The following is a 13,033-nucleotide window of genomic DNA, read 5'->3' as shown; positions in this document are numbered from 1 at the left end:
CTGAACCACCACGACCGACACGAGCGAGCGGAACGATGGGTCCGATCGCATTTTTTTCCAACACGGCCGGCCCGGCCGTGATTCCCTCCGAGAAGCGTATTCCAAGGATGAATGACGGCCTGGTCAGCCGGGCTACTGGCTCTCGGGTCGTCGCGCCTTGACAAGCAGGCGATTGAACTCGGTCATTTCCTCAGCCGTCAGGTGGCCAAGCTGCTTCTTATGGAGCGCGAGGACCGGTGCGTCGAGCTCGGATAGCACCGCCATCCCCTGCGTGGTGATCTTGATCAGCACGAGACGGCGGTCCTCCTGGGTCCGACACCGCTCGACCAACCCCCCCGCTTCCAGGCGATCAACCAGCCGAGTAATGTCGGGCAGATGCGAGATCATCCGGCTGGCCACCTCCAGGCATGGCAGTTCGGTTCCCGCCCCCCGGAGAATCCTGAGCACATTATACTGAGCCCCGCTGATCTGATGCTGCTTGAAGAGCCGGGCGAACTCCGCCTGAAGAAACTCGGTCGTCTTCACCAGGTTCAGCGACACTTCCTGCTCCGGAGCATCGAACGGGTTTCGCTTCTTGACTTCGTCCTGCAGCGGCGACGTCGCCATGTCCCTACTCCTCATTATGCTCCAATCATCTGTCAACACAAAATACCGCACCACAATCATTGTGTCAACAACTTCATTCGAAATCGATTTGCAGTTTCGGCCCGGCAAGCCCCACGCAAGTCCGAACAGTCTCGTGTATCCTCACCGCGAGGAGGATCTGACATGCGTATGAGAGTGGGCCTGGGGCCCGTGTTTGCGTACGAGTGGTTGGCGACTTCGAGGCGTTGGCAGGTTTATGCCATGCGTTCGCTGTTTGTCACGGTCTTGCTGACGAGCCTGGCGTTGGTCGGGACGACGACCGCTACTGCGCCCCTAAGGCGGCCGACCATTCAGCGTCAGGCCGAGGTGGGGCGGGCCTTTTACCAGGCGATCGTCGGCACTCAGCTCATCCTGCTCCTGCTCGCCGCCCCCGCGGCGACGGCCGGATCGGTCTGCCTGGACAAAGCTCGGGGGACGTTGACCCACCTCCTGCTGACAGACCTCTCCAATGCCGAGATCGTGCTAGGCAAGTTGGCCGCGCGGTTGATTCCGGTGCTCGGCCTGGTCGCCAGCGCCTTGCCGGCCCTGGCGTTGGGGACGCTCATGGGAGGGATCGATCCTCGCGCCTTGACCGGGGCTTTCCTGGTGAGCCTGGGGGTCGCGATACTCGGCTGCACCTTGGCCTTGCTGCTTTCGGTCTGGGGAACGAAGACGCATGAAGTGCTCATAGCCACATACGTCATTTTCCTTGTCTGGATCGTCGGCGCCCCGACCTGGTCCTATTTGAAGTGGGTCTTGGGCTGGGGATTCGGCCCCCCGCAATGGCTCAACTGGGTGAACCCATTCTGGCTCACGTTCGCCAGCTCGTGGCAACGAGGAACCGTGGATCTGGGGCCGAGCCTCCTCTTCCTGGCGGCCAGTTGCGGAATCTCGGCCGTGCTGACGGCGGTGGCGGTCGTTCGCGTCAGGGACGTCGCATCACGCCAGGCCGGCCACGCCCCACGGCGAAGGTGGTGGTTCTCCTCGAGTGGCCACGGCCGTTGGCGTCGCGATTGGTTCGGACCGCGACTCGATCCCAATCCGATCCTCTGGCGTGAGTGGCATCGCCGCCGGCCGTCGCGGTGGAGCCGAATTCTCTGGACGCTCTACAACGGGGGGGCGATCGCGATCAGCCTGATGATGGTGGCTCTCATCCTCCGGGGTACCTCGACCCAGAGTCAGTCCAGCGCTTTTTTCAACGGCGGTCAGGTCGCGGTCGGATTTCTCCTCCTGAGCATCCTATCCTCAACGTCACTGACTGAAGAGCGAGTTCGCGGAAGCCTCGATGTCCTTCTGGCGACCCCCATGTCGACTCGGGCGATCGTGCTCGGCAAGTGGTGGGGCGCGTACCAGAGCACCCTGCTTCTCGTCATCCTGCCGGGGATGGTGACTGTCGCGATCGCGTATCGCCACGGGCACTGGGAGGCCGTGCCCCTGGTTATCGGCCTGCTCCTCACCTTCGGCGCGGCGCTGACGAGCCTGGGACTGGCGCTAGCGACCTGGATCCCGCATCAGGGTCGAGTCATGGCCCTGACCGTCACGGCCTATGTCTTCGCGACGATCGGCTGGCCTTTCGTCATGGAACTCCTGTCAACAGGCACGAATGGCTCGGCTAGGCTTGGAATCGGATCCGCCAGTCCCTGGTTGGGAACGGTGATCCCGAACCTCTTGGTCCAGATCCTGAACAGTGACAACGAATGGTCGGAATTCGCCGCCTGGCTCATCGTCTGGTGTGTCGTCTACTCATTGATCGCCATCGGCTTACTGGCGGCCACGCTGGGGACGTTCGATCGTTGCCTGGGCCGCGTCTCCATCAGGTCCGCCGCGAATCCTCCACGGCCCCGGCCGAAACCAAAATGGGAGCCAGCCGCTCTCATGGATTGATCGGCAAACCTTCGCCGAACCCGTTTCTCCCTACGTCAGAGCGAGCAGCCATGGCATCATTGTCGGCCTCACAATTCCCGTAGGGTGGGCACGGCCCACCATCTTAACCTCCTCTCTGACAAGGAGATAGGAATAGCGAGCCGTACCCACCCTACGGGAAAAATCGAATTCTGACCGCCGCCCAACCATAATTCATTCATAAGCACATAATTTGCTAGACGAAGTTTTCCATCGATCGAGCCTCATGCCAAGGCCTCAAAAGGCCTTGAGCACCGAGGCGGCCCGCTCTGTGGGGTTACCGGCTGCGGGAATCCCATCCGAATGCGCCGACTTGGCCTCGGAGGAACTTCCGGCTTGAGCCGGAACAGCCGCTGTGGCCAGGGTCCCAGGCGCACACGCCTTCGGCTCCTCGAGCTTGGCCTTGGCCAGCTTCCGATCAAGGGCGTTCGGGTCAATATAAGGTGCGGGGGTCCACATCGCCCGCTCCGCGTATTCGATCTGCGCCTCGGGATCGAGTTGCTCTGCTTTCCGGTAGAGGATCCGGCATTCTTTGATCTTCAATGAGTCGGACTGGCTTCGTGACGAGGTCCGCCCCAGCTTGCCCACCGCGAGCAGTTGACTCGAGGCGGTGGGCTGGATCTCGGCCGAATTCGACCCATTGATGGTGAGCGTCCTCGATCCCTCGACCACTTCCTCAGCGCGAACGACCTCGTAGCCCCCGGGGAAATGCTGTTCCATCAGCTTGTCCGCATGTTTTCGATAATACTTCGGCCACTTCGAGGTATTGGCCGGCATTCCGATGACGCCCGAATGCCCGTCCTGGTAGACATAACGGACCTCGCGGGCCCCTGAACAGCCGAGAGTCCCGAATACGGCGATCGAAAGGAAGACGTACGTCCTGCGCCCGCCAAACATGATGACGACCTCATGTGGAGTCCGGTCGTCTCCTCGGACCGGAACTCCTGGAGAACGTGAGCCCTAATCGGCTAGGTCCCAACAAAGGGAGGCAGAACCCAGCGCGAAACCTGGAACATCCCTTGAAGTCAATTCCACGGGTGCGAATCAGCGATTGGAAAGACTTTCCACAAGACCCAATGTCAAGCCTTCCATGGTCGGGACGAGCCAACGCAAGGCGTCTCGTCGTCCCGAACGGTTCCCAGGTCTTGAGCGACCGGCCCGCGTTGGTTGTTCAAGATGTGATTTCAGGAGCAAAAGGCCACGCTCACCCACGATTATACGGCCCTCCCTCGCGCAGGAAAGACCCGACTCTGTTTCTTGAGTCGATCGTGGGAAGACTGGGACCGATTCCCCTTTCCAGAAACCCTGGCCGATCCCTAAGATCAGTCCGCAGACCGTCGCGGGAGGGCGCGACCGCCCACGCCCTTTTGGAGGGCGGGACGACGCAATCAAAAACGGATCGACCGATCGGAGACGCGTTGTGCTGGACTTCCAGATCACCGTTGATGCGGAAACAGGTGATGACATCGTCGAGGTTCCCCTGGCGGCCCTCTCGCTGCTGGACTGTCCGGTGTTCAACAAGGGGAGTGCCTTCCCCGATGACGAACGCGCGGAATTCGGGCTGCACGGGCTGCTCCCCCCGCACGTCGGCTCGATCGACGAGCAGCTCGAACGACGCTATGGCGACTTCTCGCAGAAGCGCACCGAACTGCAACAGCACATCTATCTCCGCGACCTCCAGGATCGCAACGAAGTCCTCTTCTATCGCCTGATGGCCGACCACATCACCGAGATGATGCCCTTGATCTATACGCCGGTGGTCGGCGAAGCCTGCCAGCACTTCAGCCGGACCTATCGACGCCCCCGGGGCCTGTTCGTTTCGTACGAGCACCGCGCCGATCTCGAGACGATCCTCGAGAACCGGCCGTACCGCGACGTGGACGTGATCGTCGTGACCGACGGCGAGCGGATTCTCGGCCTGGGCGACCTCGGCGTCGGCGGCATGGGAATTCCCGTCGGCAAGCTCTCGCTCTACACCCTCTGCGGCGGCATTCACCCCGCGCGCACCCTGCCGATCTTCCTCGACGCCGGGACGGACAACGAGGAGGCGCTCGCCGATCCGCTCTACCTCGGTTGGCGGCACCCGCGGATGCGTGGTGCGGAGTACGATGATTTCGTCGACCTTTTTGTCAGAGCGGTGACCCGGGTCTTACCAAACACGTTGCTCCAGTGGGAAGACTTTGCCTTGCCGAACGCCAGGCGGCTGCTCGACCGCTACCGCGACCGGCTCTGCACCTTCAACGACGATATTCAGGGGACCGCCGCCGTCAGCCTGGCGGCCATTTTGGCGGCGGGGCATGTCTCGGGGACGCGTCTGAGCGACCAGCGAGTGGCGATCTTGGGCGCCGGCTCCGCCGGAACCGGAATCGCGGACCAGATCGTGACCGCCATGATGGCCGAAGGACTGACGGAGCACGAAGCGCTCGCGCGGCTCTGGCTGGTCGATCGTCACGGTCTGCTTCACACCGCGATGACCGACCTCCAACCGTTTCAGCAACGGTTCGCTCAGCCTCTCGAGCGGCTCGAAGGATGGACGGTCGACGGCAGCGGGTACTCGCTCGGCGAGGTGGTCAGCAACGTCCATCCGACGGTCCTGATCGGAACTTCGGGAAGGCCCGGTACGTTCACCGAGGAAGTCGTCCGTGAAATGGCGCAACACGTCGAGCGACCAGCCATCTTTCCGCTCTCGAACCCGAACTCACGATGCGAGGCGACTCCCGCCGACGTCATCGCCTGGACCGACGGCCGGGCACTCGTGGCGACCGGGAGCCCGTTCCCCGATGTGATCCACAACGGCCGCCCCGTTGCGGTCGGCCAGTGCAATAATGCCTACATCTTTCCCGGACTCGGCCAGGGAGTCCTCGCATCGGGCGCGCGACGGATCCCCGATGACCTCCTCCTCGCCGCAGCCAGGGCCCTGGCCGCAGCCTCACCGGCGCGGACCACCTCAGGTGGCTCGCTCTTCCCTGCCCTGGAAGACATCGCCAACGTCTCGCGGCGGATTGCCCTCGCCGTGGCAAGCGAGGCCCGCCGGCTGGGCCTCACGGATCCAGGCACGCCCGAAGAACTCGAACAACGCATCGACGCGCGATGGTGGCACCCACGTTATGGCAAGCTTCGACGCCGGTGAGAAGCAGGAAGAAAGTTGGCCTTTCGAGCGACGAAGAATTTCACAACCGGAATTCGTCGTGGAATTTTCGGAAAAACCCCCAATGTTGACCTAATGTTGCAATAGAGCAACGTCCGTTCCATCCATCCATCCTCCACGACGACGTAAGGGACGATGATGAACACACGTGATCCCGGCCTCTCCGTGACCCTCTCTGAAAAGCTTTTCGACCGTCTGAATTCGGAGTCGGTCCATCTTTCCGTACCGCTCGAATGGCTCGTCGCATCGCTTCTCGTGGAGCTGGCAAGCGAAGATTCGCCCTCGAAGACCCTCCTCCAAACCGCCCTCCCCGTCTGACGACGGGCTCAATCTTGCCTCGACTCGACTCGCGAATGAGACGACGCGGTCCTCGCGAGTCGAGTAGTCGTTCGGCGATCCAAAATGGGAATTTGATTGAAGCCGGTGAGGAGCTCGTCCCGATCCGTATCTGATGACGAACCTCAACGGATAAGATCGGTGTGATGAATCCGATCCCCAGTTTCACGGAGGGAACCGACCGATGAGCCAAGACCAGGGCGCGTCCTCGATCGACCTGATCCGCTGGACCTTCCATATCAACTCGGCCCACCGCGCGGAGATCGAAGGGCACCTCAGCGATCTCGGGTTCGACGTCTACGTGCAAGACGACTCGATTTTCACGGTGACCTGGGAAGAGCCTGATCGAGAGGTCGACGAAATCATCGAGGAGATCTGGGCGCTGAACGGTGAAGCCTTCGAGGTCACCCAGGAGGCATTCCATCGACTCGAGATGCACACTCTCACCCAGGGAGAAGACGAGTCGAGCCAGGAAGCCGCCTGACCCGGCCGCTCTGGCATCGCCAGCCAGCGAGGCGAGCGGGATACCCAATCCCATGGGAAATCCAACTCAAAAGCCCCAAGCTTCCTCACCCGAGCGCAACGAAAACGGGGTCGTTTCTCAGTTCGAGAAGCGACCCCGCGTCAATCGGATCGTGGTGCATGGGGATCAGCCAACGCTTTCGACAAGGTCGTCAGCCAAGCGTTCAAGCACCTCTCGAGTCATCTGGCAAGTGGTCGGGTGGCGTTGTCGGGAAGCCTCGTCGACGGCGACGCGTGACAGCTTCACGGTGCCTTGATGATGGAGACGAACCTCGAAATAAGTACGCCGGTCGCCCCGCGAGGTCGGGACCTGGCTACGAAGTTCGACCTCGCCGCCGATTTTGTCGTGCTCCAGGACGACCAACGGTTCCATCAGATAGGTCACCCGGGAAGCGAGGCGATCGGCCCAGGCTTTCAGATCTTCGGAAGACCACTCTGACCGACGGTGAGTGGCGAAGTCGAGACGGTCGAACGCCATCCCGACGGGCCCGGAGGCCGTCAAGCCGAGGGTCAGACGATTGGGCTCATCCTCGACCGTGAGGTTGCACGGCAAGGCACCATTATCGGGGCGCGCGTCAAGCGCGGCGGCGATCTTTTGGCTCAGACTCATGGGTCGATCCTCCCAGGGGACGGATCGTGTGATCCGTCCCGTCAAATGACAACAAGGTATTCCGCCCATCGACAACGGTCTCGATATGAACGGGACGCGTCCAGAGGCGGTTGAGGTGGCGCAACGTATCCTGCGCATGGTCGAGCTTCAGATCGATCCCGAAGTGCTCGTGCTGCAGGTACAATTCACCACGATTCCGGAAGTTGCCGTCCTTGATCCGGATGATCGGCTGACCAAAGTTGGTCAATCCGAATAGCAGGCGATCTTTGATCTGTTTAAACTCGCGACTTTCGATCTCATAAGTTTCGTTCTGGTCATTGTGTTTGTAACTGAACATCTTGTAGCGTCGGCAGAAATCGGGCGTGAGAAAGGTGTCGACGAACGTCACGTCGTTGTGGATTCGGCGAACCTCGAAGATCTTCTCACGGCCGAGGCCCAGCTTCTTGTCCCAACGCTCGCGCACCTCGTAGTTATCGCAGTCGTCGTACTCGGCGCCAAACTGGCCCTTGTTCCAGCGTTCTTCGATATCGCGGAACAGCTCGATGCCAAGTTTGTACGGGTTCAGCCGCCCCGGCTGGGTGGCCATCGTGCCCGAATGATGGTCGGCGTAGTCCACGACCTCCGACGGGCTCAGGGTCCGGGTCGTCATGATCGTCGAGTGCCAGTACGACGCCCACCCTTCGTTCATGATCTTGGTCTGCCCCTGGGGAGCGAAGTAATAGGCCTCTTGGCGGATGATGCCGAGCACGTCGCGCTGCCAGGGCGAGAGCGGAGCATGCTCCAGGAGGAAGAGCAGGACGTCGCGTTCGGGTTGCTCGGGGAATTGCCGTGACTTTTGCCGCTCGACCTCGCGTTGCTTCGCCTGTTCCTTGAGGAGCCCGGGGGGGTTGACGAACGAATCCATGTACTCCTTGCTCTGGAACTTGGACGGGATGCTGGAGTCTTCGGAATCGTCCTGGCGGAAATCATAGCGATCGTGGCTATCGCGTCGCTTGATGAACGGAGAGTGGATATCGATCAGATTCTCGAGCGAGAGGCAGCTATCGATGAAGTTCTCGACGGCGTCTTCCCCCTGCCGCTCCATGTGAGAGCGAATCCGGTTGCCGTGATTGGCCGTCTCGTCCATCATCTTGCGGTTGGTACGGCTGAACCAGATATTGTTTTTGAAGAAATCGTTATGTCCGTAGACGTGCGCCATGACGAGTTTCTGGTCGACCCACTGGTTGCAGCGGAGCAGATAGGCATAGCAGGGGTCATTGTTGATGACCATCTCGTAGATCTTCTGGAGTCCGTAGCGATAGCCCTTGGAGAGCTGCTGGTACTCCATGCCGAACCGCCAGTGGGGATACCGGGTGGGAAATCCTCCCAGGGCGGCGATCTCGGAGAGCTCGTCGTAGTCGAGAACTTCGAAAATCGTGTCGTAGAAGTCGAGCCCGAACTCGCGTGCGTGCTGCTCGGTCTCGACCTGGAGGGCGGCGAGGTCGGGGGGAAGGTTGTGCTCGTTGCTCATGATCGACATGGCAGACACCTCCAGGCGGTCCCAGACTCGAGACCAGGAACATTTTGATTTTAGACTTGGGCCAACATCTTGCGGACCTCGCGCTCGAGCAGGTGCGTGCTGACGAGCCACGGCTTCTTGGTGAGCTCGATCTCCAGCTCAGGGGACCCCTCGACCGCGCGATACGAGCCGGCAAACTTACCGAGCGGCGTCGTGCCTTCAAAGTGGCCCTGCTGAGGCGTCCCCTCGTATCGACCATGCCGGCCCAGGGCGGTGGCGACTCGATGGAAAAGGGCCTGGCGATGCTCGGGATCTTCGGGATAAGGGACGCGAAACACAGCCATTGCAGTTCACCTCAACGATAACGGACCGCGCCGGGCCCGGGGGTTGGTCGGGTTAGCGGCCACGGCCCAGAAACTCCTTGATCGACTCGAAGATCCCATCCTTGTTACGGATCTCGGACAGCGCTAAGTTCGGCACGCTGTCGAACGCTTCTTCCAACTCTCGGTAAAATTCACCCGATCCGTAGGGGCTTTCCACTTGCCCGTACCCGAACAGGTTGCATTTGGGCAAGATCTGGTCGCGGAGCAAGGAGACGCATTGTCGGTTGTCTTCGCCCCAGTTGTCTCCATCGGAGAAGTGGAGCACGTAGATGTTCCAATCCATCGGCGGGTGCTCGGAGTCGATGATCCGATTCGCCAGGTTGTAGGCCGAGCTGATCCGGGTCCCGCCGCTTTCGCGGGTGTGGTAAAAGGTGTGCTGATCGACCTCCTTGGCGACGGCGTCGTGGATGATGTACCGGGTCGTCACTCCGTCGTACTGGCTCTTGAGCCAGGTGTCGATCCAGAACGCCTCGATCCGCACGATCTCCTTCTGGTCGTCGGTCATCGACCCGGAGACATCCATCAGGTAGAGGACCACGGCATTGGAGTGCGGCAGCGGAGTCGGGTTCCACGAACGATAGAGCTTGTCCTCGCGAACCGGGATCACCATCGGGTCCGACGGGTTATACGTACTTGAGGCAATCTGCCGCTTGAGCGCTTTCTTGTACGTCCGCTTGAAGTGACGCAGGCTCTCGGGACCGGCCTGGCGGATCCCGGTGTACTTGTCCTTCTCCTCAATGATGTTGGCCCGCCCCTTGGGCATGATGCGTGGCAAGGCCAGCCCTTCACCGAGAATCTCGGCCAGTTCGTTGAGCGTCAGCTCCACTTCGAGGATGTGGTGACCGGGCGCTTCGCCCGCGCCCCCGGGCGAGTCGCCTTCGCCAGTCCGACCGATCGGAGTGCCCACGTCCCCCGGCCCCTGCCCGACTCCTCCGCTGTTCTTCGGGCCGTAGCGAAACTCCGGGATATCAATCTGCGGCAGAGGGATCGAGACGAGCTCGCCCCCCGTCTTGCCGATCATCTCGCCATGAGTGATGTACTTCCGCAGGTCCGTCTTGATCTTACCGCGGACAATCTGCTTGAACCGATTCGCGTCACGCTCGATTTTTCGCACCACGGCCGTTGAACCCTCACCCTTGGGGGACAGCCGACTCGTGCCAGCCCTTTTGATGGTCAAAGGCGCCGCGCCGACCACTCCGTCTGCCCACCTCTGCCGCGGTTGGACCCAGACCGCCTTCCCTCTGCTCCGCTTCTTGAGAGAGATGAGCGCAGCACGTCGCACTCGCGGCCCTTGGGTCCGACCGCACAACCACATGGCAAAGATCAGGTCAGGCGATGGAAGAGAAAGACAGGCGGGTAGGATGCTCTGCTCAAGGAGGCGGCACTCAGGCCGGCCAGAATCTGCTGCGGATCGCCTGCACTATCCACGGCAAATTCTAGACCGGAGCAACATCAATATCCAATTACTCATCGAAAATTCTCGCGGCCACGACGTCCCGACCCCTCGTCGGACCGGGACGATCGAGCGCGCTTAGTGGGAACCGCGTTTGACGTCGCCACGGGCATAGATACTGGCGACGTAGTTGAGGACGTCCGTCGCCGAATCCTCGTCGTAGCCATAGTTTCGGATCAGGCGTCCCTTGACGATATCGATCTTCTCCTGAGTGTCCTTGTCCACGACGCTGGTGACAAGGCTCGTCAGCTTGATCGTATCCTTCTGGTCCTGGAAAAGTTTCAACTCGAGGGCTTTCTGCAACCGTTCGTTGGCCTTGTAGTCGAACTTCTTGCCGTCGAGCGAGAGGGCTCCAATGTAGTTCATGATCTCGCGGCGGAAGTCGTCCTTCCGGCTTTCGGGGATATCGATCTTCTCTTCGATCGATCGCATCAGCCGTTCATCGGGTTCTTCGGTCTGTCCCGTGTACTTGTTCTTGACCTTCTCTCGCTGGGTGTAGGCCTTGACGCTGTCGATGTAGTTGCCGCTGAGCCGCGCGAGCGAGTCTTCATCGGCCGCGATGGCGCGCTGGACCTCGTTCTTGACGATGTCTTCGTACTCTTCCTTCACGACGGCGAGCAGGTGCTTGTAATGTTTGCGAACATCTTCGCTGTTGATCAGCGAATGATGCTTGAGGCCCGCCTCGAGTTCATTGAGGACCATGAACGGATTGACCGATCGCTCGTTGGCGTGGGCGACCAGGGCGTTGGAAATCTTGTCTTGCACGTAGCGCGGGCTGATACCATGCATCCCTTCGCGTTCCGCCTCCTCGCGAAGCTCCTTGATGTTGTCCTCGGTGAAGCCAGGAAGCGTTTTGCCGTTATACAGCTTGAGCTTCTGGAGTAGGGTCAGGCCCGCGTTCTTGGGTTCCTCGAGGCGGGTCAGGACCGCCCACATCGCGGCGACTTCCAGGGTATGAGGCGCGATCGTCTTGCCCCGGACCTTGCGGGTGTTGTAGTCCTTCTGGTAAATCTGCACCTCATCGCTCAACCGAGTGACGTAGGGCACGTCAATCTTCACGGTCCGGTCGCGCAGCGCCTCCATGAACTCATTGGACTGGAGTTTCTTGTACTCCGGCTCATTGGTGTGCCCGACGATGACTTCGTCGATGTCCGTCTGCGCAAACTTCTTGGGCTTGATCTTGTGTTCCTGGCTGGCCCCCAGCAGGTCGTAGAGGAACGCCACGTCGAGCTTGAGAACCTCGATGAATTCAATGATGCCGCGATTGGCGATATTGAATTCGCCATCGAAATTGAAGGCGCGCGGGTCGCTCTCCGTGCCGTACTCGGCGATCTTCCGGTAGTTGATGTCCCCCGTCAGTTCGGTGGCATCCTGGTTCTTCTCGTCCTTGGGCTGGAAGGTGCCAATCCCGATCCGGTCTTGCTCGGAGAGGATCAGGCGGCGGACGCGAATGTCGCCGAGGACTTTCGACCAGTCGCCGTCGTAGCGTTCCATCCGCTCGTTGAACATCTGCCGGCAGTAGGGGCAGAGATCCCCCTCGATGGTGATCTGGAACTCATAGTCATCGGAAGCGGGCGAATTGTTCGTCCCCGCATTGAGCTGTTCGAGCAACGCCGTGCGGAACTCCGCCGGGATCAGGTGAAGCGGCTCCTCGTGCATCGGGCAGTCTTCGAACGACTCGCTCCCATCAAGGGATTCCTCCCTCCAGCCATAGGTGTAGAGCGCTCCATCGTCGGACTTCGAATAGAGCTCGAGGCCCTTTTTGAGCAACCGGGCGATCGTGCTCTTCGAACTGCCTACCGGGCCATGCAAGAGAAGCACACGGCGTTCGGTGCCGTAACGGTGTGCGGCACTCTTGAGAATATTGACCAGGTTCAATAACGTCCGGTCCAGACCGAAAATCGCGTCCTGGCCACCACATTCAAGGTCGTCGAAGAACTTGTAGCGGACCCCCTTTTCCTTGTTGACCATGATCTCCTCGGTCCCGTGACTGAGGATCATGTCATAGACTCGCTGGTAAGCTGTCCGAGTCACCTTGGGGTTCTGGCGAACGATGTCGAGATAGTCGGCAAACGAGCCGTGCCAGTGCTTCTTCTGGTAATCCGCCAGATTTTGGCGACTGGCAAGCGACGCGATCAGATCCGTTCCTGTGGACATTATCCTATTCCCTCCTGAAGGTGGATCCGTCGAGCAGGGCGCATCGCGGGACAAGGGATCGACCCGTGGTCAAGGCGCTCGCGGAGTCGCGCGCGCGGCGAGGTGTCCTCGAAACGAGGCTGTTCCAAATTGTCAACGCATCGTTGGGGAATACCTGGGTCGAGAATCGCCATCGGGTGGTTGCTGAAAACCCGAGGGAACAGCCGAAGGGGCCTCCATGGCAGGTGCGGCAGAGCAGATCCGGAGGAAGACCAGGCCGTCCCACTCATTACAACCCCGTAATCGCGTTCCTGTCAAGCGAACCAGACCATCGAACTCGGGTCCCCTCTGATCCCGTTGCCCTGGCTGCGGGCGCCTGGCGATCCCAAGATGCGGAGTCTCCCCGCGGTCGGAAAGTTCG

The 13,033-nt window shown here is 60.6% G+C and carries 11 protein-coding genes; 4 read left to right on the top strand and 7 right to left on the bottom strand.

All coding sequences use genetic code 11. From position 1 onward, the window contains the following. Nucleotides 1-132 precede the first annotated feature (132 nt). Nucleotides 133-606: a MarR family winged helix-turn-helix transcriptional regulator gene (locus V5E97_RS10990; RefSeq protein WP_406699364.1), complete on the bottom strand. Its 474-nt coding sequence runs from the start codon at nt 604-606 to the stop codon at nt 133-135. Between the two features lie 162 nt (nt 607-768). Here V5E97_RS10990 and V5E97_RS10985 point away from each other — a divergent pair, with 162 nt between their 5' ends. Beyond that, the gene (locus tag V5E97_RS10985) at nt 769-2,508 is read left to right on the top strand and encodes an ABC transporter permease (protein ID WP_406699363.1); all 1,740 of its coding nucleotides are present in this window, start codon (nt 769-771) and stop codon (nt 2,506-2,508) included. A 255-nt stretch (nt 2,509-2,763) separates the two neighbouring features. Here the strand turns inward: V5E97_RS10985 and V5E97_RS10980 are convergent, their stop codons facing one another. Then, nucleotides 2,764-3,423, bottom strand: a complete 660-nt coding sequence (locus V5E97_RS10980; RefSeq protein WP_406699362.1) for a hypothetical protein — start codon at nt 3,421-3,423, stop codon at nt 2,764-2,766. A gap of 523 nt (nt 3,424-3,946) precedes the next feature. Here V5E97_RS10980 and V5E97_RS10975 point away from each other — a divergent pair. The 3 genes from V5E97_RS10975 to V5E97_RS10965 all read left to right on the top strand — a co-directional run bounded on the left by V5E97_RS10975 (nt 3,947) and on the right by V5E97_RS10965 (nt 6,494). Further along, complete coding sequence (locus V5E97_RS10975; RefSeq protein ID WP_406699361.1) at nt 3,947-5,656, top strand: NAD-dependent malic enzyme; 1,710 nt, start codon at nt 3,947-3,949, stop codon at nt 5,654-5,656. A gap of 153 nt (nt 5,657-5,809) precedes the next feature. Continuing rightward, nucleotides 5,810-5,992 carry a hypothetical protein gene (locus V5E97_RS10970; RefSeq protein ID WP_406699360.1) on the top strand — a complete coding sequence of 61 codons (183 nt, stop codon included), beginning with the start codon at nt 5,810-5,812 and terminating at the stop codon, nt 5,990-5,992. Between the two features lie 202 nt (nt 5,993-6,194). Beyond that, the gene (locus tag V5E97_RS10965; protein ID WP_406699359.1) at nt 6,195-6,494 is read left to right on the top strand and encodes a hypothetical protein; all 300 of its coding nucleotides are present in this window, start codon (nt 6,195-6,197) and stop codon (nt 6,492-6,494) included. Nucleotides 6,495-6,659: 165 nt separating this feature from the next. Here V5E97_RS10965 and V5E97_RS10960 read toward each other — a convergent pair whose 3' ends face one another. The 5 genes from V5E97_RS10960 to V5E97_RS10940 form a co-directional block, all read right to left on the bottom strand. Next, on the bottom strand, nt 6,660-7,142 hold the full coding sequence (locus tag V5E97_RS10960; RefSeq protein ID WP_406699358.1) for a hypothetical protein: 483 nt from the start codon (nt 7,140-7,142) through the stop codon (nt 6,660-6,662). Next, nucleotides 7,108-8,661, bottom strand: coding sequence for a SpoVR family protein (locus V5E97_RS10955; protein WP_406699357.1), 1,554 nt, complete (start codon nt 8,659-8,661; stop codon nt 7,108-7,110). Before V5E97_RS10955 ends, V5E97_RS10960 begins: the two co-directional genes overlap by 35 nt. Nucleotides 8,662-8,711: 50 nt before the next feature. Beyond that, nucleotides 8,712-8,984 carry a hypothetical protein gene (locus tag V5E97_RS10950; protein WP_406699356.1) on the bottom strand — a complete coding sequence of 91 codons (273 nt, stop codon included), beginning with the start codon at nt 8,982-8,984 and terminating at the stop codon, nt 8,712-8,714. Nucleotides 8,985-9,036: 52 nt separating this feature from the next. After that, nucleotides 9,037-10,140, bottom strand: a complete 1,104-nt coding sequence (locus tag V5E97_RS10945; protein WP_406699355.1) for a DUF444 family protein — start codon at nt 10,138-10,140, stop codon at nt 9,037-9,039. Nucleotides 10,141-10,554: 414 nt separating this feature from the next. Continuing rightward, nucleotides 10,555-12,633, bottom strand: a complete 2,079-nt coding sequence (locus V5E97_RS10940) for a PrkA family serine protein kinase (RefSeq protein WP_406699354.1) — start codon at nt 12,631-12,633, stop codon at nt 10,555-10,557. Between the last annotated feature and the right edge of the window lie 400 nt (nt 12,634-13,033).

Source organism: Singulisphaera photorubra (genome assembly GCF_045290345.1).
Classification (GTDB): domain Bacteria; phylum Planctomycetota; class Planctomycetia; order Isosphaerales; family Isosphaeraceae; genus Singulisphaera.
Note: the sequence above shows the minus strand (reverse complement) of the source record. Positions and strands in the feature narration are given on the sequence as shown.